This window comes from Sphingobacterium sp., from assembly GCF_039596235.1.
GTDB lineage: Bacteria > Bacteroidota > Bacteroidia > Sphingobacteriales > Sphingobacteriaceae > Sphingobacterium.
Genome location: NZ_JBCNKE010000002.1, coordinates 83,481 through 109,067, shown reverse-complemented (window position 1 = coordinate 109,067; position 25,587 = coordinate 83,481). Strand labels below are relative to the sequence as shown.

The following is a 25,587-nucleotide window of genomic DNA, read 5'->3' as shown; positions in this document are numbered from 1 at the left end:
CTAAAGCAATCCCATTTTATCCAACAATATCAATCAGATATTTTGGAGTTGTATCGGAAAAAGGGCATCTTTGGGTAAGAACAATCCTCAGTTTAATGTCAGCCTTCGTTTGACGTTAAACTCATATTCGATCATAAATAGATACATTAAAAATAACATGGAAACGACTAATTTGCCTCAATTGTCTGCAATGGAACAACGTGTCCTAGGCTCCCTGATTGAAAAATCAAAGGTAACCCCCGAATATTACCCAATGACAATCAACAGCTTACAGGCCGCATGTAACCAAAAAACTTCACGCAAACCTGTCGTACAATACAGCGAAGAAGACATTGTCAATACGCTGGATATCCTGAAAAAGAGAGGATTGATTTCAACAGTTATCGGTGGTGGATCCCGGGTCACCAAATATAAGCACAATTTTGCCATACAGTTTCCCCTTGTACCATCCGAACTGACTATTATTTGCCTATTACTTCTCCGTGGGCCAATGACAGCCGGTGAAATCAATTCAAATGCTGGAAGGTTATACGAGTTTGACTCCTTGGGTGAAATTAATGAACAATTGGAGAAGCTTGCTCAAGAGGGCTATTTGAAAGCTCTTCCCAAACAAGCCGGACACAAAGAGGTACGTTATATCCACCTGCTGGGTGATGTCAATATGGAAACTTTTGAAAGTAGCAACAGTGCATCAAGTGGGGCTGCAGATCCTGCGCTTTTGGAGCGTATAGGACAACTTGAACAGGAAGTCGCTGAATTAAAACGGAAGTTTCAGGAATTATGGGACGAACTACATTAATCGATGACGAATACAACTGATTCCAAAGCAGGATTATCCCAGGCTACTTTATGGCTAATGACCATCGCTACGGGTCTGGTTGTCGCCAACAACTACTATAATCAGCCACTATTGGGACTGATTGCCAAGGACCTCAATATTAGCGAAGCTACAGTGAGCAATTCGGCCATGTTAACACAAATTGGTTACGCCTGTGGCCTTTTATTGATTGTTCCCCTGGGCGATATGTTTAAGAGAAAGAAAATGATCTTAATTGATTTTATATTCATTATTCTCTCATTGGCCGGAATGGCACTTTCCCAGTCTATTGCAGCTATCCTCAGCTTTAGTTTTTTGATCGGATTTACGTCCGTAATACCACAGGTTTTTGTTCCTATGGCGGCAGAGCTCGCCTCGAAGGGGAAACAGGCAGCTGCTATAGGCATGGTCATGTCAGGGTTATTGATCGGTATCCTATTATCGCGCGTGGTCAGCGGATTTGTCGGCTCCTACTTTGGCTGGCGCGAAATGTATTGGATTGCTACGGTGATCATGATCATTACTGCAATGGCCATCGCGATCAAATTACCCGAAGTTAACCCTAATTTTAAGGGCACTTATAAGGAATTGATGCTTTCAGTATGGAACTTTGCCAAAAAACAACCGGTGCTGCAATTGGCTGCATTTCGTGGTGCGATGGGATTCGGCGCCTTTTCAGCCTTCTTTACAACCCTGGTATTCCATCTCCAAGGACCACCATTTTTTGACGGTCCAGCTACCGCTGGTGCATTTGGCCTTGTGGGTGCCTGTGGTGCCCTTGCAGCTGCTTTTGTCAATCGGATGACCGTATACATGGGTACTGCGAAAATTATCAGTTACGCGATCGTATTGATGATCCTTAGCTGGCTGTTTTTTGCGTTATTTGGCCATTATTACTGGGGCCTGATCGTTGGGGTAATCCTCATTGACCTTGGATTACAGTCGATGCACATTCTAAATCAGAGTGATTTCTACGCGCTCAATCTTGGCGCCAATAATCGCCTGAACACCGTTTATATGGTCAGTTATTTTATCGGTGGTTCAACAGGCACCTTTTTTGCTGCACAAGCATGGCAGCATTTCCAATGGCCGGGGGTTATTGCAGTTGGCACAACATACACCCTATTGGCATTGTCCGCACACTTATTATTTGATCATAAACTAAGAAAAAACTAATATGAAATTTGGCCAAGTAGAGCATCCCGAAGAGGTAGACTTCACCCTACCAGCTACTCCAAAAGAGACCTTAGCCCTTTTACAGCATTTCAAAAATAAAGAACCGTTTGAAGTATATGTAGGCTGTGCAAAGTGGAACAAACAGGATCTAAAGGGTTTTTATCCAAGAGGCACAAAGGACGAGCTTGTTTACTATGCCAATCAGTTTAACAGCATTGAACTGAATGCCACGTTCTATAATTCTCCCAGCCTGGAGCAGGTAGAAACCTGGAAGAAGAAAACTCCGGCAGATTTCAAATTCTTTCCCAAAGTTCCCCAGTCGATCAGTCATTTTAGCCGATTGCTTAACGCAACGGATAAAGTTAAGTTGTTTACGGATGCTGTGGTTCGATTTGACGAAAAATTAGGTATGGTCTTTCTGCAAATGCATGACAACTATAGTCCAAAAGACATGGCGCGGTTAAAATTATTCCTGCACGACTGGCCAAAAGATGTCCCCTTAGCATTGGAAGTCCGAAATAAGGACTGGTTTTCAAAGGCTGAAGTAACGAATGAACTTTATACCTTATTGGAGGAGACCGGTGTGACCAATGTATTGGTGGATACGGCTGGAAGAAGAGATATGTTGCATATGCGCCTGACTACGCCTATCGCCTTTATCCGTTATGTCGGTGCCAACCATGCTTCGGATTATGCGCGTCTGGACAATTGGATAGAAGTAATAAAACAATGGCGGGATAATGGATTGCAGAAACTGTATTTCTTTATCCATCAAAATGTTGAAATTGAATCACCCCTGCTGGCCACCCACTTTATTAAGCAAATGAATGAAACATTTGACTTGAACCTGAAGTACCCAAATAAAGCAAGCAGTAACACTCTATTTTAACGGGTATTCTCCTTTTTAGCATAAAACCATTCCCAAAAAATAAGGCCTAATCTACAGATTAGGCCTTATTTTTTAGCATGATAGGATAAACCTATTTTTTCGCATATTTAAAGTTTTTGCCGATGAAGCGGGCATTACCGCCCAATTCTTCTTCAATACGCAACAACTGATTGTATTTCGCCATACGGTCAGAACGGGAAGCTGAACCAGTTTTGATTTGACCACAGTTCAATGCAACCGCCAAGTCAGCGATCGTCGCATCTTCGGTTTCCCCTGAACGGTGAGACATTACTGAAGTATAACCAGAATTTTGCGCTAAAGTCACGGCATTGATTGTTTCAGTCAATGAACCGATTTGGTTTACTTTAACCAAAATAGAGTTTGCTGTATGGGTATCAATACCTTGTTGAAGACGTTTTGTATTTGTTACGAAAAGATCATCACCTACCAATTGAACGTGATCACCAATTTTGTCGGTTAATGTTTTCCAACCGGCCCAGTCATCTTCAGCCATACCGTCTTCAATAGAGATAATTGGGTATTTTGCTGTTAATTCTGCTAAGTAGCTTGCTTGTTCTTCGCTAGAACGTACCGCTCCTTTATCGCCTTCAAACTTGGTATAATCGTATTTGCCATCTTTGTAGAACTCAGAAGAAGCACAATCCAATGCTAAACAAACATCTTGACCTGGTTTGTAGCCAGCAATTTCAATCGCTTTCAAAACGGTTTCGATTGCATCCTCAGTACCTTCAAAAGTTGGCGCAAAACCACCTTCGTCGCCGACTGCAGTAGAAAGACCTCTATCGTGTAAGATTTTTTTCAATGTATGGAATACCTCAGTTCCCCAACGTAATGCTTCAGAAAATGAAGGAGCACCTACTGGCATGATCATAAATTCCTGGAATGCGATAGGCGCATCGGAGTGAGATCCACCGTTGATGATGTTCATCATTGGGATAGGCAAGGTATTGGCATTCACACCGCCAATATAACGGTATAAAGGTTGACGTGACTCTTGTGCAGCTGCTTTTGCTACTGCCAAAGAAACACCTAAGATAGCATTTGCACCTAAATTACCTTTATTTTCACTACCGTCTAAATCAATCATGATTTTATCGATGGCATTTTGCTCGAAAACATCTACGCCTTCCAAAGCTTTCGCTATTTTGGTATTTACATTTTCAACAGCTTTCAAAACACCTTTACCCAAGTATTTTGATTTGTCGCCATCGCGCAATTCTACTGCTTCGTGAACACCTGTTGAAGCACCTGAAGGAACAGCTGCACGACCAACAAAACCATTTTGTGTAGTAACATCTACTTCAATTGTAGGGTTACCGCGCGAATCCAAAATTTGACGCGCATGAACATCGATAATTAAACTCATCTCTTTATTAGACTATAATTTATTTTCATTACTTAGTGTAAATAAGACACACTCTTATCTACAGACATTTTTCACAACCAAATATAACAAAAAATGTATTTAATCCGTCATTTATTGTGAATAAAATATGAGCAATCTGAATAATTGCTTCCGCAAATACCACAAAAAACCCTCCACGATAGGGAGGGTTTTTATGCGTTGTTATGTTTGCTTAGTTTTTGATCATTGCGACGAAATCATCAAACAGGTAACGTGAATCGTGTGGACCTGGAGATGATTCTGGGTGATATTGAACCGAGAATGCTTTTTGCCCTTTGATACGGATCCCTTCGATAGATTGGTCGTTCAAATTAACGTGCGTGATCTCCACATTTTCCGAATTCTGTATATCTTCAGCGACAACACCAAAACCATGGTTTTGCGAAGTAATTTCACAACGGTTAGCGATAATATTTTTAACCGGGTGATTGATACCACGGTGTCCATTATGTAATTTGCTTGTTCGGATACCATTTGCCAAAGCCAAGATCTGATGACCTAAACAAATTCCAAACATAGGCTTGTTTGCATTCAGAATAGATTTTACGGTTTCGATCGCATAATCCATTGGTGCAGGATCGCCGGGGCCATTTGAGATAAAGTAACCGTCAGGATTCCATTTTTCCATTTCCTCAAAGCTTGTCTTCGCCGGGAAAACTTTTGTATAAACGTCACGTGCCTCAAAATTGCGCAGGATATTTTTCTTGATCCCCAAATCCAGGACAGCTACACGCAACGACGCATTTTCATTTCCAAAGAAATAAGGCTCCGAAGTCGTTACTTTCGACGATAATTCAAGACCGTCCATCGAAGGAACTTCCGCCAATTGGCGCTTTAGTTCTTCCACATCCAATGTTTCCGAAGAAATAATTGCATTCATCGCACCTTTATCACGGATATGTCTTACCAATGAACGGGTATCCACATCAGAAATACCAACCAAATTTCCCTCTTCAAAGTAGCTTTGGATAGACTCATCAGCCATTTTACGGCTATAGTTGATGTTGTAGTTTTTACAAACTAGTCCCGCAATCTGAATTTGATTTGATTCGGTATCGTCCGCATCAATACCATAGTTACCAATATGGGCATTGGTTGTTACCATGATTTGTCCAAAATAAGATGGATCTGTAAAAATCTCCTGATAACCGGTTGTTCCTGTGTTGAAACAGATTTCCCCAGTAGTCGTACCAATTTTACCAGCGGCTTTACCGTGATAAACTGTACCATCTTCTAAAACTAAAATTGCAGGCAATTTGCTGTAGTTGGTCATTATCGATGTAATATTATAAAATTTGTATCTCTTCTGTTCTGAATCCTAAAGCCTTCCCTATTGGATATAAAAAAAGCCCTCAAATGGGCTAAAATATGAATTAACAATGCATTACCACGATTGACAAACCGTTTCCTAAGGCACCTACCAATAAAGACTCTACTTTAATTTTCACGGGAGACAAAGTTACGACATATCAATTAAAAGTGAAAAACATTTTTCAATTATTTTGCAGCGAATCAATCTGTCTATTCCTAAATCGCCAAAAGTCTCTTAAAATCAAACACATAAATACAGGAACGATCGCATAAATCATCGGATTTGCAGACCAGGCATCCGCCCATTGCATGTGCAAAAGCGCAATGAATGCAGTTGTCATGCCGCAACCCGGACATTCATATCCGGTAATTGTCTTCCAGAGACAAGGAATAAGGATATGAATATCCGACAGCATGTATAATGCGATAGCGGTACCAAAATACCCTATTACAATGGTATAAATCCAGTGTATTTGCAGGTATTTTAATACAAGATAAGCCATTAGTTGTTATTCAGCGGACTTTTGATATATTGTCCATCATTATCCTTGTATTTTCCAACAATGATCATGATTAAATCAATCAGACACCAAATTCCACAGCCCCCTAATGTGACCAATTGGATTACCGCTGTTCCAATCTGTCCCAAATAGAAACGATGTGCTCCAAAGGGGCCTAGAAAAAAACAGAATAACAAAGCGGGCAACCAGCGATCGTCTTGCATACTACGATTCTGTTGCTGGAAAGGTTGGTTCGCATAGAATATAGGTTGTCTCACCCCACAAAAAGGACAAACTTCGGCCTTAACATTGATTTTCTGACCACATTCCACACAATATTTTTCGTCTTCAGATTTCATTTTAGATTAATTTGTCAATGAAATTAGTAAAAATCTCTTAAAAAATATATTTTTTTCACAACATCAGCTTATCACAACTATTCCATCATGGCCCGCAATTACACGATCCATACTCCACTTTCCAGTATTTCTGTTCAATCTCAATTCTTTGCATCCGCATTCGTGGGGGAGACCTAGGATTGAGCGAAAAGTGCAATCAAGCAGCTTCCTATAGAAGAGGTCCTACAAAAATTGCGGACAAAAAAAACGCTTCATTTATGAAGCGTTTTTATATTTTTATTTTTGACCTGCGATTAGGAATTTATTGCTTTCCAGATCATATCTTTCAAGGGTAGAATATTTTTACCAGTGACGGATGAGATGAAAATATGTGGAAGCCCCGCAGGAAGCTGCTGTTCCATTTCCCGCTCTAGTTCATCATCGAGCATATCGGACTTTGTGATCGCCAATAACTTGGGTTTATCTGCTAGCTCTGGATTATATGCTGTTAATTCATTCAGCAAAATGCCATACTCTTCCGCTATCGTGCGGTCTGTATCGGCAGGTACCATAAATAGCAGGACAGAATTCCTTTCGATGTGTCGTAAGAAGCGATAGCCGAGCCCCTTCCCTTCCGAGGCACCTTCAATAATACCCGGAATATCAGCCATCACAAAAGAGCGGTTATCGCGATAACTCACCATACCGAGATTAGGTACCAAGGTGGTAAATGGATAGTTGGCAATCTCGGGTTTTGCTGCCGACACTACGGACAACAAGGTTGATTTACCCGCATTTGGGAAACCGACTAAACCGACATCCGCCAGCACCTTGAGTTCGAGAATAATCCATTGCTCCTTACCCGGCATTCCTGACTGTGCAAATCGAGGAGTCTGTTGGGTTGCTGACTTAAAATGCCAATTACCAAGACCACCTTTCCCTCCCGGAACCAAGATCTTGGTTTCGCCGTCCTCAGTAATATCAAATAATACCTCTCCAGTTTCCGCATCTTTAGCAATAGTCCCAAGAGGCACTTCTAATATTTCATCATGCCCCGTAGCACCAGTCCGTAACGAACTGCCACCTGATTCACCATTGGAAGCAATGATATGTTTACGGTACTTCAAATGGAGTAAAGTCCAAATATTCGTTGTTCCTTTGAGGATGATATGACCACCGCGGCCACCGTCTCCGCCATCGGGTCCTCCCTTAGCTGTGTGTTTGTCCCGATGCAAATGAGCCGAACCTGCCCCGCCATGTCCCGAACGACAACACACTTTCACATAATCAACAAAATTCGATCCTTGCGCCATTACAATATTACAGTCTAAAAAAGTATGTATTTCAATTAATAATTATCGATAATATCCGTTAAATTTTTGAAGATTGTATCGATATCGCCGATACCGTCCACCTTGGATAATTTACCTTGTGTTTCGTAATATGGCAACACATGAATTGTTTTTGTAAAATACTCATCAATGCGTTTCACCAATTTATCAGCATCATCGTCTGAACGGCCAGAGATCTCTCTACGTTTAGCGATACGCGCTTTCAATTCGTCTTCATTTACATCCAGTGCGATCACAACCGAGATTGACGTGTTGATACCCTCCAAAAAAGCATCCAATGCCTCAGCTTGAGCAACAGTACGTGGAAAACCGTCAAAAATAAATCCTTTTGCATCAGGATTCTTTTTCACTTCCTCTTCCAGCATTGCTATTGTAATCGAATCTGGCACTAAATTTCCCTCAGCAATAATCTGGCTTACTTGTTGACCAAGTGGCGTTTGACCTTTAATATGTGCTCTAAAAATATCACCAGTTGAAATATGAATCAATTGATATTTTTCAATAAGCTTTGCAGATTGAGTTCCCTTACCTGCACCCGGAGGGCCAAATATTACAAGGTTTAGCATAGTTTTATTTAAGAAATTAAAACGAGTTAAAAAATAAAAGCCTAATCACAGATGATGACTAGGCTTTTCAGTCGTGCGCTCCAAGGGAGTCGAACCCCTAACCTTCTGATCCGTAGTCAGATGCTCTATCCAATTGAGCTAGGAGCGCAGTAAACCATTACGTTTAGAACTCTGTCCCATTTGTTTTGGTGACGCAAATATAGTCAGAATTCATTTTTTTACAAATTTTTTTTCAAAAAGAAGTTCCCACCTGTCCAATTATCCTACGCTTACTTCGGCTTCTTTCATAAAAAAAGCCAACCTTTAAGATTGGCTTTTTGTGCACTCCAAGGGAGTCGAACCCCTAACCTTCTGATCCGTAGTCAGACGCTCTATCCAATTGAGCTAGGAATGCCTCTTTTTAAGTATACAGAGACTGTATATTGTGCGCGCCAAGGGAGTCGAACCCCTAACCTTCTGATCCGTAGTCAGATGCTCTATCCAATTGAGCTAGGAGCGCTGAGCTACCAAAACAAATCCGTATCCTTTTCCGTTTTGGTGATGCAAATATCGATATATTTATGGATTTAACAAACATTTTTTCTCTTTTTTTAACTTTATGAAACAACATTTCGTTTATCTCGTTGATAATATTATATTTAAAATATCAACTTTTTTTTTCAGACACTGACAAATGTTATTATTCATGAGCAAAAGAGAATTAAAACTCAGTAAAATCCGCATTGGAGACATCAGCATCTCGTATTATATCCGCCCCAGCAAATCATACCCCGCCCCCAAAACCGTCCTATTTATTCATGGGTTCCCTTTCAACAAGAACACCTGGAAACAACAATTGCTGGGCCTTGACGAAGAATATACTGGGATCGCCATCGATGTCAGGGGACACGGCCTTAGCACTAATGGGCATGGCTTCTTTTCGGTCGATGTGTTTGCAAAAGATCTTGTTGAATTTATCCGGAAATTGGATCTCAATCATGTTGTGCTCTGCGGCATCTCCATGGGTGGCTATATCGCCCTGCGCACCTATGAGCTGATCGGCCAACAGTTAGCAGGATTGGTTTTATGTGATACCAACTCCCTTGCGGATGACAATAAAGCCAAACAAAAACGGTTTGATTCCATACAGGCATTACTTAAATATGGGCGGAGACCATTTGCAATCGGTTTTACGGAAAATGTATTTTACGAGAAAACGATCCAGGAAAATCCGGAGGCTGTTGAACTAATCAAAAGTTGTATTCGCCGGAATGAGCTTTCCAGCATCTGTGCGACACAACTTGCGCTCGCTTCCCGTACCGACACGACACATTCCCTAAGAACAATTATTATCCCGACCCTGGTGGTCAAAGGGAAGCACGATAAGTTGATGAGCGAGGAGCAGACAAATATTCTTATTGAAAACATTCCCGATGTTAGATTCATGGAATTCGAAGAATCTGGGCATTTACCGAATCTCGAAGAGCCCGAAAAATTCAACAGGGTACTGAATGAATTTTTGGCCAGTACCTAACGATATACTCCCAGGATAGCGCTATATACTCAGGGTAGCGCTATAGATTAAAAATAGTTCGGACATAAAAAAAGCCACTTGAGTGGCTTTATTTCTTTTTTCATAGAGATTTCATCCTAAGGTACGTTAGAACGAAAAATCGTCTTTTGAACGACCATCGGCTTCTTCAGCGTAGGCATCGTCAAAGTTAGGCTCATAACGTTTTTCGATTACTTCCTGATTAGACTTAATGTAATTGACAACATCTGTCAAACCTTCAGCAAACTTTTCAAAATCTTCTTTGTATAAGAAAATTTTATGCTTAATAAACTGGCCATCCTCAAAGCGCTTCTTGCTTTCTGTGATAGTAATGTAGTAATCGTTCGATCGAGTTGCTTTTACATCAAAAAAATAAGTTCGCTTACCTGCTCTCACCTTTTTTGAAAAAACCTCTTCACGCTCTTTGTTTTCAAAATCTCCCATTGGTTGTTATTTAAGTTTAAAGTAATCTTAATCTTTGATAAATATATAATAATTCATTTTAATCCACCAAATAATATTAAAAAAAAAGACAATAAACCGTAAAAATGGCATATTCATTCCATAGGCCATGGATAAAAATTAATCAACAAGATTTTTTACCGACGAAATCAGTACATTTACCGAAAATATAAGTTGTATTACCTAAAGCGAATATGTCTAGTTTATTTATGCTTCTATCTTTGAGTCATAAATAGTAAAACATTATGGAAAAAGAACCCATCATACCAAACAGCAATAACAGCCGCAATATCGTTGGAGCGATTGTGATCATTATAGGTATATTCCTATTATTACATAATCTAAATTTAGGAGACTGGTTTCCGGGCTGGTTATTTGGATGGCAAATGATTTTAATCATTATCGGACTAGTCATTGGGATAAACTCCCAATTTCAGAAGAAATCAGCGATCATCCTTTTGATTATTGGCGGTGCCAGCCTGATCTCCCGCATGATGCGTACGGACTTTGGTTCTGTAACCGTCCCTATTATCATTATTTCGCTGGGGATTTATTTCATCATGAGTAAACGCAAGCCACCAATGGTCCCTCCTACTTACCCTAATCCGCCTCAGGATCCTTACGACTGGGACAAACGGGTGAATATAGCAACGGATAATCCCACAGACACAACAGCCCCGGATGCTGAAGCAAAACCATTTAACGAACAATACGGATCAAGCCAACAAGCCTCGCCTAACGCGCAGGCTTTTGGCAACAAAGAGCATAGTTCATTTCAGCAGTCTTTTGAAGACAGCCTTAATCTAAATTCGATTTTTGCGGGTCAAAAGAAAGTCATCTATTCCAAACAATTTAGAGGCGGTAATTTGACCAATGTCTTCGGTAGCATTGAACTGGACCTAACAAAGGCAGATATCCAACAGCCCATTGTCATTGACACATTTCAGTTATTTGGCAGCGCACGTATTATTGTGCCGCCACATTGGACGGTATTCAGCAATGTAGCCTCGATTTTAGGATCTGTCGATGACCGAAGATTCCAGACGATTTACAACCCTGACACCGATAAAAAGATCTATATCACTGGAACATGTATATTGGGCAATTTAACGATAAAAAATGCTTAATAGATGAAAAACAAACTGTCTCTCAGTGTTAAAAGTCGATTAATAGGCATTATTTGTATATCCGTATTTATCGGATATCTTGCATTACAATATTTACTGATGCTACGTTCGGGATTTGATGCGCAACTGGCATTTAAAGATTCATTGATCAATAGTGCAGTGATGATGTTCTGCTGTTATGGGATGTCCTCGGCATTGAATTTCTATACACCACAGCCTCGGGAGATATGGAAGGTATTGATTATAGGCTTGATTATGGCAGCCATCAGTACCGGGCTGAGCCGTTTTATAATGAGCTACTTTATTCAGTCCAACTTTATCGCACTACTGGATTTAACATTGCCATTTCGTGGTATTGTCAACTTTCTTATCCTGACCTCTGTCGCTATTATCAACATCGTCTGGAATATACAGGAAGATAATATTAATAACATCAAACGGAAACAGGAATCCGAAAATCTGCTTCGCGAGGCAGAACTCTATAATTTACGGCAGCAATTGCAGCCTCACTTTCTATTCAACAGCTTAAATTCGATCATCGCCCTTATTGGCGCTAATCCGGATGAAGCGCGTAATATGACATTTCAGTTATCTGATTTTTTACGGGGCACGATGAGAAAGGAAAACAATCAGATTATCACACTGGAAGAAGAACTGGACCATCTACAACTTTATCTTGATATTGAAAAAGTACGCTTTGGCCATCGTCTAAACACTTCCATCTCCTCCTCTGAGGAAATATTTAGTAATAAATTGCCAGCAATGATCATCCAGCCATTGGTCGAAAATGCCATTAAGCATGGACTGTACAATATAACCGATCAGGTCGAAATACAAATTAAATGCACTTCACAGGAGGGACAGCTTCTGATCCAAATCACCAATCCATTTGATGTCGAGGAGCAATCCAGCCCAAAAAAAGGTACCGGCTTCGGACTTTCCAGTATTCAACGTAGATTATACCTCCTTTATGGTCGAAATGATCTTCTGGAGACACAGATACAGGATAATATATTTACTAGCACCCTAAAAATACCTCAATATGATTAAAGTCGTTATCATTGATGATGAACCCTTAGCGCGCTCCATTATTGCGGGCTATTTAAAAAATGAAGCCGATATAACCATTATGGCGGAATGCGGAGATGGTTTTGAAGGCGTTAAAGCGATCCAAACACATGAACCTGACCTGGTCTTTTTGGATGTTCAGATGCCTAAATTAACAGGTTTTGAAATGCTCGAACTCGTAGACGATCCACCCGCCATTATTTTCACCACCGCATTTGATGAATATGCGTTAAAAGCCTTTGAAAAAAACGCACTGGATTATCTATTAAAACCGGTTTCCCCGATGCGTTTCAAAAAAGCATTGGAAAAGTTTAGATCCAGCTATTCTGCTCCCGAGAAGAAGGTTCAACCCAACTATGAGGTACTTGCAGCGCAAGACGAAACCAAGATCGACCGTATCGTTGTTAAAACAGGTCCCCAGATCAAAATAATCCCGATCGATACGGTCAAATACCTGGAGTCTTATGATGACTACGTAAAGATCCATACCAAGGATGGCATGTACCTTAAGAATAAGACCATGGCATTTTTTGAAAAATCCCTCGATCCAAATCAGTTTGTACGCATCCATCGTTCGTTTATCATCAAGGTCGACCAGTTGGCTAAATTGGAGCCTTACGAAAAGGATTCCTATATCGCGGCATTGATCACCGGTGAGAAGCTCAATATCAGTAAATCAGGCTACGCCCGATTAAAACAATTGATTGGAATTTAAACATTCCGTAGATTTGTACCTAACAATGGTTATGAAACATTTTTATACAGCAATCTTGTTGGGCATCACATCTTACTCCTTTGCTCAGACAAATCAAGCGGAACAAGTCAACAAAGGAGTTTACAATAGATTGGAATTCTTCATCAATTCCCAGCTGACAGACTCTGCCTATAATCTAGCGAGCGATTCTTATAAACAACAATATAGCCTTCCAAAGTTCACACAGATGCTGCAACAGATCTACCCTTTGGGAAGGATCAAAAGTTCGGCTATGACCACTTTCGAAAAAGGTACAGCAACCTATCGGCTGGATTTTGACGGTCAGACTTATGAAGTATTGTTTGCAACAGATTCGACACTCAAGTTTAACAGCCTGCACTTTAGTCAGCTGAACGAACCCACAGCAGACAAAAATAACATCGAGAAACCGCTTGAGACAATGACCACCTCAAAAGCCGTCGATAAAGAGGATTTTTTCATTGATTCGATTGCAAACTCTTACCTAAAACAACAAAACACGGGCTCACTTGCCATAGGTGTTATCAAAAATGGGCAGTCGAAAACCTATTTTTACGGTGAGACCGCAAAAGGTAACCAAACGTTACCGACGAAGACCTCGCCCTACGAAATTGGCTCCCTGAGCAAAGTCTTTACGGCGATCCTATTATCGAATCTTGTTGAAGAAGGAACAATTACCCTGGATCAACCTGTATCATTATTTCTTGCAGATACACTGAAAAAAAATGAGGATCTGGCGAAGATAACTTTTCAGATGTTAGCCAACCATACTTCCGGGCTCCCGCGGCTTCCCGACAATTTTGAAAAAGTAAAGGGATACAATGAAAACGATCCTTACAAAGGATACGACAAAAAAGCACTTTATAGCTATTTGTCCAGTTTCAAAAACAAAAAAACACCCGGGGAGGAATACGAGTACAGCAATTTGGGTTATGCACTTTTGGGCGATATCATCTGTAGTATCTATAAAAAGCCATATGACCAGATTGTCCGTGAAATTATCTGCAAACCGCTCGACATGAATAATACCTTTCAGGTATTAGACCCAAAAAGAAAAGATACCTTTAAGGTATACAATAAAGACGGTCAAGAAGTAACCCCTTGGTCTTTTGATGCTTTTAGTGCTGCTGGTGGTTTAAAGTCAACCGTGGAAGATCTGCTTAAATTCGTAAACGCACAGTTTAAGATGCCACAAAGCCCACTGGAAAATGCAATGGCCAATACCAGGTCCTTTACCTTCTTTCTCCCGCCGGATACGGACTTGGGTCTGGCCTGGCACATGAACCTGCTTGACGATCTTACTTTTTATTGGCACAATGGCGGAACAGCGGGAAGCAGTTCCTACCTCGCCTTGTCTCCGGATAAAAAAAGTGGCGTCGTCGTCTTGTCCAATAATGCGCGTACCGTCGATGACATCGGGAAAAGCATTTTAGACAATCTGCTTCACACCAATTAAGCCCCTCATGCCTTCACAGGAACCTACCGCGATGAGAACTCACTGAGGACTGGTTCTGGCCAATAAACCAGAACTAACAAGCATATTGATACTGTAAAAAAGGCAAGTCAATCCAAACAGCATCGGTTAAGAAAAAAAACGAAATATGATTAGCAGGGCTATATCGAAACAACGATATAGCTTTTTTTGTTATAACAAAAACAGTTAATTTTTTATTGTTACACAAACTTTTAAAGCATTAACTTTGATGAACAGCCCGAATAAACTGGATGCTCATCATTTATTTACAACAGGCTCCACGATAGCATAACATTTACATGAAGATATTTATCACGAAACGAATCCCACAAAAAGGAATTGATGTATTAACGGCTGCCGGACATGAGGTAGCAATACATGACGCTACTGCCCCCCTATCTCCGAGCGATCTTATCCAAGCTGGACAACAGGCCGATTATATCCTGAACGGTGGCATGCAAAAGTTTGACGAAGAATTTTTCCAAAATTGTCCCAACCTTAAAGCGCTATCGTTGATGAGCGTTGGTTATGATAATGTCGATATCAGCGCGGCGACGAAATATGGAATCCCTGTGAGCAATACGCCGGGTGTACTTTCCGGTGCCACGGCTGATGTTGCCTTCCTGCTGATGCTAGCTGTATCCAGAAAAGCTTTCTTCAATCACAAGCAGATTTTACAGGGGAAATGGAAGGGTTTCGACCCCACAGCACATCTGGGTATAGAACTCAACAACAAGACATTAGGTATTTATGGCCTTGGAAGGATTGGTTTTGAGTTTGCCCGAAAAGCCAGAGCTGCGTATAACATGGAAATCATCTATTATAACCGTGGCCGTAACTCGGAAGCCGAGCGAATCCTAGGGGCAAGATATGTCAACTTTGATGAGCTGTTAACCCAAAGTGATGTACTCTCCATTCACGCGGCACTCACCTCAGAAACAGCAAATAGATTTAATCGGGATACATTCAAGCGTATGAAAAACTCCGCGATTCTAATCAACACGGCCCGTGGCGGATTAGTCCAACAGGAAGACCTTGCCAATGCTTTACGAGCGGGAGAATTATGGGGAGCCGGGCTCGATGTGACAAACCCTGAACCCATGGCAGCGGACGACCCACTGCTGAATCTTGAAAATGTCTGCATTCTACCGCATATCGGATCCGCAACCATGGAAACCAGAGACAATATGGCGCTCATGGCAGCAAGCAATTTATTGGCAGCAATCAAAGGTGAAAAGATGCCACAAACGATCAATCCAGAAGTCTATACATGAAACGACATTTCTTTCAGTTCCTGAATAAGCTAAATAAAGCAATTCTTCCCAAATATGGGAAGCAGGATCCGCTTAAACTAAAAAAGTACCAGCAGGCCATAATTGCCTACCGGTACTTTATTCTGATCCGTGCCCTTGCAGATGATTAACTATCTAGTTTAACTTGTTTGCCCTGATCATTTGCATTGGAAATAATGCTAATCTGTGTCGGATTAGGGGCCACACTCATATCATTTCTTTCCAGTTCAAGCATAATTTTTTCCTGCATTGAATTGCGTGCCGGCCAGTAATGCTCCCGCTTGGTCCATGCGCGTACCGTCAATACAATGGAACTGTTTCCCAACTCTTTGACAAACACTGTCGGTTCGGGTGTTGTCAGCACATTTTCATTGGAACGAAGTACCCTGAGAATGATATCTTTTGCGTCTTTTATATTCTTGTCATAGGATATACTCACCGTATATTCAAACATCCGTTGAACGATTTTCGTATAGTTCTTGATTACCGAATTGGCCAATGGACCATTTGGACTAAAAATCCGGACACCATCGTCACCGATTAATGTAGAGTATAAGATATCTATTCGTTCTACCGTACCAGCCGTACCATTGGCACTCGAGATGTAATCCCCCACTTCGAATGGCCTAAACATCAGTATGAGCACACCGCCGGCAAAGTTACTTAGACTTCCTTGCAGTGCCATACCTACAGCCAAACCAAATGCAGACAGTGCGGCAATGAAAGAGGTGGTCTGTATGCCAACCTGACTGGCAACAGTCAATAGCAGCATGACCCACATCACAATCTTGACGATACTGGAGATAAATGCACGGATCGAAGGATCGACATTTCTTCTTTCGAAACGCCTGTGCAATAATCGGTTAACCAAATCGATGACGTATTTACCAACAATCAATAAAATAATACCACCTATAATACCTGGTATTGAATCAATGACGATATCGGTCAACCGTCCAAATCTAGTCCCTAGACTATTTAAATTACTTTCCATGTTTATTAAATATATTTCCATGCTTTTGAAACAAGGATTGTTCCAACATCCATACTTGAGATGCAAAACTTGAAAATCGTTGAAAAATACCACAAAACATAAAATTAACACCACTGTAGAAAGAATTTATACACTAACTTTGTAATATGAATAGAAAAAACACCATTCCCATCATAGATAGTTGTAGCATTGACCTCAACAATAAAACAACTATCCACATTGATGACTTAAGCGATTACGTCATCAAACATGCGGACATGGTATTTCCTCACAAGCACAATTTTTTTCATTTTGTATTATTTACGAAAGGTTCGGGTGCGCATATCATCGATTTCAATCATTATAAAATTAAACCCTTTCAAATTTACTTCATGGCCCCAGGTCAGGTGCATACCTGGAATTTTGCTGGCGATGAGGAAGGTTATGTGGTCAATTTTTCGGTGGACTATTTCCAATCCTTTTTATTACGCACAGATTATCTGGAGCGCTTTAGTTTTCTTCAGGGCAAAATTGAGCACTTGATTTTTGAACTAGAAGAAAATTGCCGCGCCCGGGCTACGAAAATTCTGGACGAAATCTTGTCGGCGAAGTCCAGCGGCCTGTCCGAAGATTATATCCGTACACTGCTGCTTCAATTTCTACTATATGTCTCCATTTGTTCTGAAAAAGAACAAAAAGACGGCAGCAACCCCTATAATCATAAAATATTCAATAGCTTTCAGCAATTGGTGGAACAACAGTTTAAATCCACCAAATTACCAAGTGTATATGCGGATCAGCTATTTATCACGCCGAACCATTTGAATGCAATCTGTAAATCCTATATCGGGCAGTCTGCGGGTGAGATCATTCGCAACCGGATTGTCCTGGAAGCAAAGCGGTTATTAATCAATCGAAATTTAAATATTACTGAAATTGCAAATGAATTGCAGTTTAAGGACAACTCTTATTTCACTAAATTTTTTAAAAAATCCACTGATCTCACACCTGAGGAGTTCAGAAAACAACTATAACTATGGAAGAAGTTAAATACGAATTATCCGAATTCAAGGCTGCATGGCAGGCAAAATGTCCAAGATGTAGAGTCGGTCATGTCTATCAAGGTCCTGCCTATGGTCTCAAGGTTCAAAAGATGAACAGTCATTGTGAATACTGTGGCTTGCGTTACGAGCGTGAACCGGGGTATTTCTATGGTGCCATGTATGTCACCTATGCATTTGCCATCGCGGAGATGGTCACAGCCTGTATGGCAACGTACATCCTTACCGGCAATGACTCCTCCTTTATCCTTTATGCGACTGTCGCTATATTAAGTGTTGTGTTGATGTCCCCCTTTAATTACCGATATTCACGCATCATTTTGATGTACTGGCTCACCCCGGGGCTACGCTATGATCCCAATGTCAAAAAGAAGGAAGTTGATGTGAAAGCTTCGGCATAAACGCCATTATCCTTATCTTTATCCTGATGAAGGATACCATATATTTGGACAACAATGCAACCACCCGAATTTTGGATGAGGTATGGCAGGAGATGACCCCTTATTTCATCCAAAATTATGCTAATGCGTCCAGTGTTTACCACCAGATGGGTAGAGCTGCTAATGCAGCAGTTCAACTGAGTAGAACACAGGTTGCCGAGGCTTTAAATTGCACAGCAAAGGAAATTTTTTTCAATTCCGGAGCCACAGAAAGCATCAATACTGTACTGCAGGGTGTATTTGACAGATACCGATCTCAAGGGAATCATATCATTACGGCTGTTACAGAACATAAAGCAGTATTAAGCTGCTGTGAACAGCTGACCAAACAGGGCGCACAAATTACTTATCTTCCTGTTGACAGCCAGGGGCATATCGCCTTGGATGATCTTAAAAATGCCATTACCACCAAAACCATATTGATCTGCCTGATGGCAGCGAACAATGAGACTGGCGTATTGACTGAAATTGAAGAGGTGGCATCGATCTGTCAAGAAGAAGACATTTTATTTTTTTGCGACGCCACTCAAGCTATCGGAAAAGTTGCGATCGACCTGCAAGCGCTTCCTATCGATCTTTTATGCCTGAGTGCACATAAAATTCATGGCCCAAAGGGAGTTGGTGCACTTTATATCCGGCGCAAATCAAAGCCCATTCAGCTTACTCCGCTAATTTTAGGTGGTGGTCAAGAGAATGGTTTTCGGGGCGGCACCTATAATGTCCCTGCCATCGTCGGTTTTGGAAAGGCAATCTCCATGCTAAGCCCGCAAGCCTATACAAGCGTTCAAGCCTATCGGGATCTATTGGAAGCTGAGCTGGCTGATATTCCTGAAATTAGTATACATGGACAAAATACTCCCCGTCTACCGACGACAAGTTATGTCAGTTTCAAACATGTGCTCGCTAGTGAGATTATGACCGCCTGTCCTACCCTGGCCCTATCCTCCGGCTCGGCCTGTGTCACTGGATCAAGGGAACCGTCACATGTACTGCTTGCCATGGGCATAACCAAGGAAGATGCACTTGCTGCGATCAGATTTAGCCTAAGCATATTGACTACGCGTGAAGAAATTCTACATTGCGCAGAATTGATCAAAGAGGCGGTACAAAAAATAAGAGATCAATCGCCGATATGGCAACTTTTTAAGGCTGGTTTGATCAGTTAATTTATGACATTCTAAAAACTTAAGCGCAGGCGAAATATAGCGAGATTGTATGTATCTTTGTTGTAGACAAAGATACAACTATGATTACAGTTACTGATAAAGCAAAAACTCGTATCGAGGAAATCATGAAGGATGAGCAATATGACAGCAATTACTTTGTGCGTGTTGCTGTAGAAAGTGGTGGTTGCTCTGGCTTAAGCTATAAATTGAATTTCGATAATGAGGAAAAAAAGGGAGATCAGTTTTTTGAAGATAAAGGGGTGAAAATCTGTTTGGATATCAAATCATTCCTCTATTTAGCAGGAACAGAACTTGATTATTCCGATGGGCTGAACGGAAAAGGATTTGAATTTCATAATCCAAATGCAAGCCGTACCTGCGCCTGCGGGGAGAGCTTCTCGGTATAAACACATCCCATTCAATAGCATAAAAAAAGCCCTGGAATAATTTTCAGGGCTTTTTTTATGGGGTCGGGCGGGTTTAGTTGCAGAAACAAATTAATACTTTTATAATTACCTATTGACCTATTCACTTTTTCTTGTAATATTTATATTTTTTCAACATTTTAATAGATAAATATCAAAAATAACAACAAAACATATTAGCAAATGATATTTTCATATTTTTGTATCAAATAACTGAATAAGAAAAATGATGCGATGTACAACGATCCGTACATGGCTTTTCAATTGACTCATATGGAGGGAAGAAAACTTTTAAATACCGAAGTTGCTATCAGCTTCGTTAAAGATACATTTGTCCAAGAATTAAAAAACAAGTTAAATTTAATTCCAATTTCCTCACCGCTGGTGGTTTTGGATGGCACAGGATTAAACGATGATTTGAACGGCATCGAGCGCCCTGTTTCGTTTCCGATCAAATCTTTAAATGAAAAGCGGGCAGTCGTGGTTCATTCATTGGCAAAATGGAAAAGAGTACGCTTAAAAGAACTTGAAATGTTACCGGGCGAAGGTATTGTCACCGACATGAAGGCTCTTCGCCCGGACGAGGATTATACCCCTATACATTCCATTTACGTGGATCAATGGGACTGGGAAAAAGTCATCGGAAAAGAGCAGCGTAATTTGGCTCTGCTCAAAGAGACTGTACTCAAAATATACGAATCACTTCGATTTACAGAATTGCAGGTGGAGCAAAAATACCCACAGATCAAAGCAATCCTTCCGGAAACGATTACATTTATCTCTTCGGAGGAGCTATTGCAAAAGTACCCCGACTTAAGTGCCAAAGAACGGGAAAATGCCATCACAAAAGAATATGGTGCGGTATTTCTGTACGGCATTGGGGGAGCATTGAGCAATGGAGTAGCACATGATGGCCGGGCGGCAGATTACGACGATTGGAGCACAGCAAACGAGGCAGGCTACAATGGTTTAAATGGCGATATCCTTGTTTGGAACCCCATCCTGAATTCGGCATTTGAGCTTTCATCCATGGGTATCCGTGTCGATAAAAAAGCATTAGCTCATCAGATGGAAATCAGAAATTGCAGCGAAAAGTCCAAGCTAACCTTTCACAGCATGCTTCTTAACGATGAATTGCCCGAATCTATGGGCGGTGGTATCGGCCAGTCACGTGTCTGTATGTTTATGCTTAAGAAGAAGCATATCGGCGAAGTACAGGTCAGCATTTGGGAAGAAGATAAAAAACAAACCTTACGAGAAGAAGGTATTGATATACTCTAAAACAATACCATAAAGGTATAATAGATTGGACCATTTAAGCATCCTTTGCGATAGAGTCCGATATAAAAGTCTGACAAGGTAATCCATCTGAATGAGGTGGGTTACCTTTTCGTTTTAATTAGTACTTTTGTGCTATGCAGCTAGAAGCTATTTTAAACAAATTCGGTATTTCTTCCCTGAATGAAATGCAACAACAGGTATTGGATACCTACCAGCAAGACAACGATCTCATCTTGCTCTCCCCTACAGGATCAGGAAAAACCTTAGCCTTTTCTTTATTAATATTACAACAGCTAAAAGATATCGCCCGTGAAGTACAGGTGCTGGTTTTAGTCCCTACCCGTGAACTTGCCTTACAGATCGAGCAAGTCATCCGGAAACTGACAACAGGATACAAAGTGACCTGTGCCTATGGGGGCCATAGCACACGTATCGAAAAAAATGCTTTTAAAGATGCACCATCTATTCTTATTGGTACCCCGGGTCGAATAAAACAGCATCTTGAAGAGGGGAATTTCGATCCGACACAAATCCATACCCTAATATTGGATGAATTTGACAAGTCCCTGGAACTTGGCTTTCAACAGCAAATGGATTTTATCATTCGGCACATGCCAAATATTAAGTCGCGTATATTAACCTCGGCGACAACGATGGAAACCATTCCGGCCTTTACGCAGATTCAGGATCCGATTAAGATCGATTTCCTAAAAGATGCAAACAATATCCCGCGGATCACAATAAAAAAAGTAGTTGCCTCCAGTCAAAAGAAACTGGAAGCGCTTTTAAAACTTATCTGCAAGATCGGAACAAAAAAAATGATTATTTTTTGCAACCACCGGGATGCTGTCGACCATATCAGTGCGCTATTGGACAATCGTAATATTATTCATGACATCTTTCATGGTGGGCTGGAGCAACAAGACAGAGAGTTGGCACTGCTAAAATTCAGAAATCACTCCAACAATGTCCTGATTACGACAGACCTTGCTGCCCGGGGATTGGATATTCCTGAAGTGGATGCAATTATTCACTATCAGCTTCCTCATAAAGAGGATGATTTTACCCACCGCAATGGGCGCACAGCGCGCATGCAGGCAAAAGGTGATGTGTATGTGATCTTAAAACCTGAAGAGAATTATCCTTACATATCGACGGATACCGCAGCGGAGGAATTTCCCGACTTTTATGATCTCCCCGAAAACTCGCCTTTTGCCACACTGTATATCAGCGCCGGAAGGAAAGACAAAGTCAACAAGATTGACATCGTCGGCTTTCTGTTGAATCTAGATGGCATCGAGAAAGAGGATATCGGAATTATCGAAGTCAAAGACAAAATTGCTTATGTTGCTGTCAAACGTAAATTGGCTTTAGCCATCATCAATGCCGCTAACGGACAGAAAGTCAAAGGCAGAAAAGTGAAAGTCGGAAGAACATAGCAAGTACACAACACATATCTTTTGTATAAGCCCATAAAAATGCCCCAAATAGTGTTTAACTTTTTGGGGCATTCTATTATAACCAACCGCTTTTCGTATGCCAAAGGGTTAAGTTTTATTTGATCAGTCCAGTTCTTTTAAATAGCCCAGATAGCGTTGTACAGCCTCCCGTTTTTGGTCTGTCAGATGAAAATCAAGATGTGAAGTTAAATATTTTGTATAGTCAAACCCCTCAAATTCGGGGAGTCCGGCAATGACATCCGTCGCATGAGCCACGCCATAAGCAAGTGCATCATTGAAATCTTTCACAAACGATTCAGGCAGCTTTTTGTTGCTTACCCAAAGGGCAAACGCAAAAGGCAATCCTGTAAAATCAAACCATTCTTTCCCCAGGTCATAGACATAGGGTACAGTATTCTTTTTACCGAAGGTACGGTCACCGATCAGAACGTAGGCATCTGGTTCCACGCTATCGTCTGTAATCAGCTGAACCTCTCTTTTCCAGTAATTCTTTAGCAGCACACGCGCCAGACCATTAGAAGTCCGCGATTGCTTATCGAGTCTAAGCGTCTCGACTTCCGAAATAGGCTTATTGGAAAAAATAAACACCGAATCAACGGCGCCTTCAGTTCCGATACAAAAATCGGTATTGATATAATATTCTGGAAGACTGAGCAGTGCGGCAGTCGGAATAATTCCCATATCTGCCTCGTCATCGATTACTTTTTGTGCACAGGCACTTGGATAATCGACGCTAAGATCAATCTGATCCATTACCTTTGATTTGCGTATTCCGTTCAAAAACGGATAAGTATTTGTATAGGATACGGCTGAAACTCTAATTTTATTCATTCATCAATGCTTCTAGGTGATCTGTATTGTAATGGTCTATAATTTCAAATTGACCATTATCATACAGCAATTTATATAAAGCAGTATTTGTGTGTGGAAAATCATCCATATACCGGGCATCAATACCAGTCATCAGGCAAAGCATGATACGTAAGGCACGACCATGCATGCAAACTAGAATATTTTTTTCATTTGCTTGGGCCAACATATGATCCAATGCGACCTGCTGGCGTTCCATTAATGCGTTTGGAGACTCTCCATTTTCAATACTGACATCCAATTCTCCGTTGCGCCATGCAGCTACCAATTGTTCAAAGCCAGACAATAACTCAGGTGTCTGCTCCTTCCCTTCGTAGATTCCCCAGCTGATTTCATCCAAGCCTACGAGCTGTTCCCAGGGTAAATTCTGGTCAATAAAGCCTTTTACGGTCTGATGTGTCCGCAATAAGGTTGAGGTGTAAATTTTGTCAAAAGGCACTGTATTGTACCGTTCAAAGAAAGCCTGAGCCTGGGCGATTCCGGTTTCATTTAATGGGGAATTAACCCCTCTCCCCTGCACGATGCCTTTTAAATTTAGATCAGTCTGTCCGTGTCGTATAAAATAAAATGTCTTTTTCAAAATAAATATGATCTAGTTTAGGGGTTCACAACAGGCAGTGCGTAATAACTTTTCTTTTTGGTATCCTTTTCAAAGACGACGTCATTGTAGTCGGTCACCACATTATACAACGTATCCCGTTCAATAGGATGGCGGCCAACCTTTTTAATCAATTCTACGACCTCTTGTGTCGTCATTCCGGGTTTTTGCTCTTCCGCACCGGCCATACTATAAATTTTGGTCGTATCGTCCAAAGTACCATCAATATCGTCCACACCAAAAGCCAGGGACAATTGCGCTGTATCTCTTGATATCATGGCCCAATAGGCTTTGATATGATCAAAATTATCCATGTAGATCCGAGCGATCGCATAATTTCTTAAATCTTCGATTACAGACACCTCAGGAATGTGTGACATCTGGTTTTCCTTGTTCCTAAACTTCAATGGAATAAAAGTCTGGAAGCCACCGGTCTTATCCTGAAGCTGCCGCAAACGTTCCATATGGTCTACCCGATGCCAAAATTGCTCAATATGACCGTATAACATGGTGGCATTCGTATGCATCCCCAAACGGTGTGCTTGCTCGTGAATATCTAACCACTGCTCAGCCGTACATTTGTCATGCGCAATCTGCTCCCGGATTTCCGGATGGAAGATTTCAGCCCCACCGCCGGGCATCGAATCCAGACCACAGGACTGCAAGTATTTTAGTCCCTCGTAGTGGCTCATCTTTGCTTTCTTGAAGATGTAATAATATTCTACTGGAGTGAGTCCCTTGATATGTAATTCTGGTCGGTGTGCTTTACATCTTCTAAAGAAATCGGCATAAAATTCGAGATTTTGCTTTGGCACAACTCCACCGGTAATATGCACTTCGGTAACAGCTTCATTGTCATATTTCTTCACAATATCCATCATGCCATCGACCTCCATTTCCCATCCTTCCGCGCGCTCTTTGATCAATCTGGAATAGGAACAGAATTTGCAGTCATATACACATACATTCGTGGGCTCAATGTGAAAATTGCGATTAAAGAAGGTATGGTCTCCATGACGTTTCTCACGGATGTAATTGGCAAGAACACCAAGATAGCCTAATTCACCTTTTTCGTATAAAAGAACTCCTTCATCAAAAGTGATACGCTCCTCTCGCAAAACTTTCTCGGCTATATTTCTTAATTCAACGTCTAAATGTGTATCATTGATCAAGAAATTTAATTTATCTACTGCGTTCATTAATGTATCTCCTATCTTAAACAAATGTACCTAAAAGGCGACAAAAGTTATA

Annotated in this window: 27 protein-coding genes and 3 tRNA genes; 16 read left to right on the top strand and 14 right to left on the bottom strand. The window is 41.0% G+C overall.

What is annotated here, in order from left to right:
* Positions 1 to 157 precede the first annotated feature (157 nt).
* From ABDW32_RS04575 to ABDW32_RS04565, 3 genes are read left to right on the top strand one after another with little or no spacing between them, the layout of a single operon-like run.
* Positions 158 to 799 carry a YceH family protein gene (locus ABDW32_RS04575; RefSeq protein ID WP_343559898.1) on the top strand — a complete coding sequence of 214 codons (642 nt, stop codon included), beginning with the start codon at positions 158 to 160 and terminating at the stop codon, positions 797 to 799.
* A gap of 3 nt (positions 800 to 802) precedes the next feature.
* A complete protein-coding gene (locus ABDW32_RS04570) occupies positions 803 to 1,993 on the top strand; it encodes an MFS transporter (RefSeq protein WP_343559897.1) in 1,191 nt (396 codons plus the stop codon).
* 1 nt (position 1,994) lies between these two features.
* Positions 1,995 to 2,882: a DUF72 domain-containing protein gene (locus ABDW32_RS04565; protein ID WP_343559896.1), complete on the top strand. Its 888-nt coding sequence runs from the start codon at positions 1,995 to 1,997 to the stop codon at positions 2,880 to 2,882.
* Positions 2,883 to 2,973: 91 nt separating this feature from the next.
* Here the strand turns inward: ABDW32_RS04565 and eno are convergent, their stop codons facing one another.
* The 9 genes from eno to ABDW32_RS04520 all read right to left on the bottom strand — a co-directional run bounded on the left by eno (position 2,974) and on the right by ABDW32_RS04520 (position 8,874).
* Entirely contained in the window at positions 2,974 to 4,269 is a 1,296-nt protein-coding gene (gene eno, locus ABDW32_RS04560; RefSeq protein WP_343559894.1) for a phosphopyruvate hydratase, read from the bottom strand.
* Between the two features lie 211 nt (positions 4,270 to 4,480).
* Complete coding sequence (gene carA, locus ABDW32_RS04555; protein WP_343559892.1) at positions 4,481 to 5,581, bottom strand: glutamine-hydrolyzing carbamoyl-phosphate synthase small subunit; 1,101 nt, start codon at positions 5,579 to 5,581, stop codon at positions 4,481 to 4,483.
* A 220-nt stretch (positions 5,582 to 5,801) separates the two neighbouring features.
* On the bottom strand, positions 5,802 to 6,122 hold the full coding sequence (locus ABDW32_RS04550) for a DUF2752 domain-containing protein (RefSeq protein WP_343559890.1): 321 nt from the start codon (positions 6,120 to 6,122) through the stop codon (positions 5,802 to 5,804).
* Positions 6,122 to 6,478 (bottom strand): TM2 domain-containing protein, encoded by a 357-nt coding sequence (locus ABDW32_RS04545; protein ID WP_343559888.1) that lies wholly within the window; start codon positions 6,476 to 6,478, stop codon positions 6,122 to 6,124. The genes ABDW32_RS04550 and ABDW32_RS04545 overlap by 1 nt, the downstream gene beginning before the upstream one ends.
* A 293-nt stretch (positions 6,479 to 6,771) precedes the next feature.
* The gene (gene obgE, locus ABDW32_RS04540; RefSeq protein ID WP_343559886.1) at positions 6,772 to 7,770 is read right to left on the bottom strand and encodes a GTPase ObgE; all 999 of its coding nucleotides are present in this window, start codon (positions 7,768 to 7,770) and stop codon (positions 6,772 to 6,774) included.
* Between the two features lie 35 nt (positions 7,771 to 7,805).
* Complete coding sequence (locus ABDW32_RS04535) at positions 7,806 to 8,375, bottom strand: adenylate kinase (protein WP_343559884.1); 570 nt, start codon at positions 8,373 to 8,375, stop codon at positions 7,806 to 7,808.
* Between the two features lie 74 nt (positions 8,376 to 8,449).
* A tRNA-Arg gene (locus ABDW32_RS04530) sits at positions 8,450 to 8,523 on the bottom strand.
* A 172-nt stretch (positions 8,524 to 8,695) separates the two neighbouring features.
* Positions 8,696 to 8,769, bottom strand: a tRNA-Arg gene (locus tag ABDW32_RS04525).
* Positions 8,770 to 8,800: 31 nt separating this feature from the next.
* Positions 8,801 to 8,874, bottom strand: a tRNA-Arg gene (locus ABDW32_RS04520).
* A 186-nt stretch (positions 8,875 to 9,060) separates the two neighbouring features.
* On the opposite strand from ABDW32_RS04520, the gene ABDW32_RS04515 reads away from it, so the two are divergent.
* The gene (locus ABDW32_RS04515; RefSeq protein ID WP_343559882.1) at positions 9,061 to 9,888 is read left to right on the top strand and encodes an alpha/beta hydrolase; all 828 of its coding nucleotides are present in this window, start codon (positions 9,061 to 9,063) and stop codon (positions 9,886 to 9,888) included.
* Positions 9,889 to 10,014: 126 nt separating this feature from the next.
* Here the strand turns inward: ABDW32_RS04515 and ABDW32_RS04510 are convergent, their stop codons facing one another.
* A complete protein-coding gene (locus tag ABDW32_RS04510) occupies positions 10,015 to 10,350 on the bottom strand; it encodes a DUF3276 family protein (RefSeq protein WP_077435530.1) in 336 nt (111 codons plus the stop codon).
* A gap of 263 nt (positions 10,351 to 10,613) precedes the next feature.
* Here ABDW32_RS04510 and ABDW32_RS04505 point away from each other — a divergent pair, with 263 nt between their 5' ends.
* The 6 genes from ABDW32_RS04505 to ABDW32_RS04480 all read left to right on the top strand — a co-directional run bounded on the left by ABDW32_RS04505 (position 10,614) and on the right by ABDW32_RS04480 (position 16,193).
* On the top strand, positions 10,614 to 11,495 hold the full coding sequence (locus ABDW32_RS04505; protein WP_343559877.1) for a LiaF domain-containing protein: 882 nt from the start codon (positions 10,614 to 10,616) through the stop codon (positions 11,493 to 11,495).
* A 3-nt stretch (positions 11,496 to 11,498) separates the two neighbouring features.
* Entirely contained in the window at positions 11,499 to 12,545 is a 1,047-nt protein-coding gene (locus ABDW32_RS04500; RefSeq protein ID WP_343559875.1) for a histidine kinase, read from the top strand.
* Complete coding sequence (locus ABDW32_RS04495) at positions 12,538 to 13,278, top strand: LytTR family transcriptional regulator DNA-binding domain-containing protein (protein WP_343559873.1); 741 nt, start codon at positions 12,538 to 12,540, stop codon at positions 13,276 to 13,278. Before ABDW32_RS04500 ends, ABDW32_RS04495 begins: the two co-directional genes overlap by 8 nt.
* Before the next feature lie 31 nt (positions 13,279 to 13,309).
* A complete protein-coding gene (locus tag ABDW32_RS04490; protein WP_343559871.1) occupies positions 13,310 to 14,752 on the top strand; it encodes a serine hydrolase domain-containing protein in 1,443 nt (480 codons plus the stop codon).
* Positions 14,753 to 15,069: 317 nt separating this feature from the next.
* Entirely contained in the window at positions 15,070 to 16,044 is a 975-nt protein-coding gene (locus tag ABDW32_RS04485) for a D-glycerate dehydrogenase (protein WP_343559869.1), read from the top strand.
* Positions 16,041 to 16,193: a hypothetical protein gene (locus tag ABDW32_RS04480; RefSeq protein ID WP_175992009.1), complete on the top strand. Its 153-nt coding sequence runs from the start codon at positions 16,041 to 16,043 to the stop codon at positions 16,191 to 16,193. Before ABDW32_RS04485 ends, ABDW32_RS04480 begins: the two co-directional genes overlap by 4 nt.
* On the opposite strand, the gene ABDW32_RS04475 is transcribed toward ABDW32_RS04480, so the two are convergent.
* On the bottom strand, positions 16,190 to 17,056 hold the full coding sequence (locus ABDW32_RS04475; RefSeq protein WP_343559864.1) for a mechanosensitive ion channel family protein: 867 nt from the start codon (positions 17,054 to 17,056) through the stop codon (positions 16,190 to 16,192). The genes ABDW32_RS04480 and ABDW32_RS04475 overlap by 4 nt on opposite strands.
* Positions 17,057 to 17,202: 146 nt before the next feature.
* On the opposite strand from ABDW32_RS04475, the gene ABDW32_RS04470 reads away from it, so the two are divergent.
* From ABDW32_RS04470 to ABDW32_RS04445, 6 genes are all read left to right on the top strand, one after another.
* Positions 17,203 to 18,069: a helix-turn-helix transcriptional regulator gene (locus ABDW32_RS04470; RefSeq protein ID WP_343559862.1), complete on the top strand. Its 867-nt coding sequence runs from the start codon at positions 17,203 to 17,205 to the stop codon at positions 18,067 to 18,069.
* 2 nt (positions 18,070 to 18,071) lie between these two features.
* Positions 18,072 to 18,497, top strand: coding sequence for a DUF983 domain-containing protein (locus tag ABDW32_RS04465; protein WP_077435546.1), 426 nt, complete (start codon positions 18,072 to 18,074; stop codon positions 18,495 to 18,497).
* Positions 18,498 to 18,523: 26 nt separating this feature from the next.
* Positions 18,524 to 19,702 carry a cysteine desulfurase family protein gene (locus ABDW32_RS04460; protein ID WP_343559858.1) on the top strand — a complete coding sequence of 393 codons (1,179 nt, stop codon included), beginning with the start codon at positions 18,524 to 18,526 and terminating at the stop codon, positions 19,700 to 19,702.
* Positions 19,703 to 19,782: 80 nt separating this feature from the next.
* The gene (locus tag ABDW32_RS04455) at positions 19,783 to 20,109 is read left to right on the top strand and encodes an iron-sulfur cluster assembly accessory protein (protein ID WP_077435550.1); all 327 of its coding nucleotides are present in this window, start codon (positions 19,783 to 19,785) and stop codon (positions 20,107 to 20,109) included.
* A 291-nt stretch (positions 20,110 to 20,400) separates the two neighbouring features.
* Positions 20,401 to 21,408: an aspartate--ammonia ligase gene (gene asnA, locus ABDW32_RS04450; protein WP_343559855.1), complete on the top strand. Its 1,008-nt coding sequence runs from the start codon at positions 20,401 to 20,403 to the stop codon at positions 21,406 to 21,408.
* A gap of 134 nt (positions 21,409 to 21,542) precedes the next feature.
* A complete protein-coding gene (locus tag ABDW32_RS04445; RefSeq protein WP_343559853.1) occupies positions 21,543 to 22,847 on the top strand; it encodes a DEAD/DEAH box helicase in 1,305 nt (434 codons plus the stop codon).
* 123 nt (positions 22,848 to 22,970) lie between these two features.
* On the opposite strand, the gene ABDW32_RS04440 is transcribed toward ABDW32_RS04445, so the two are convergent.
* The 3 genes from ABDW32_RS04440 to mqnE are packed head-to-tail and all read right to left on the bottom strand — an operon-like array spanning position 22,971 to position 25,535.
* A complete protein-coding gene (locus ABDW32_RS04440) occupies positions 22,971 to 23,699 on the bottom strand; it encodes a menaquinone biosynthesis protein (RefSeq protein ID WP_343559851.1) in 729 nt (242 codons plus the stop codon).
* Entirely contained in the window at positions 23,692 to 24,318 is a 627-nt protein-coding gene (locus ABDW32_RS04435) for a histidine phosphatase family protein (protein WP_343559849.1), read from the bottom strand. The genes ABDW32_RS04440 and ABDW32_RS04435 overlap by 8 nt, the downstream gene beginning before the upstream one ends.
* Positions 24,319 to 24,335: 17 nt before the next feature.
* Positions 24,336 to 25,535 carry an aminofutalosine synthase MqnE gene (mqnE, locus tag ABDW32_RS04430; protein WP_343559847.1) on the bottom strand — a complete coding sequence of 400 codons (1,200 nt, stop codon included), beginning with the start codon at positions 25,533 to 25,535 and terminating at the stop codon, positions 24,336 to 24,338.
* Between the last annotated feature and the right edge of the window lie 52 nt (positions 25,536 to 25,587).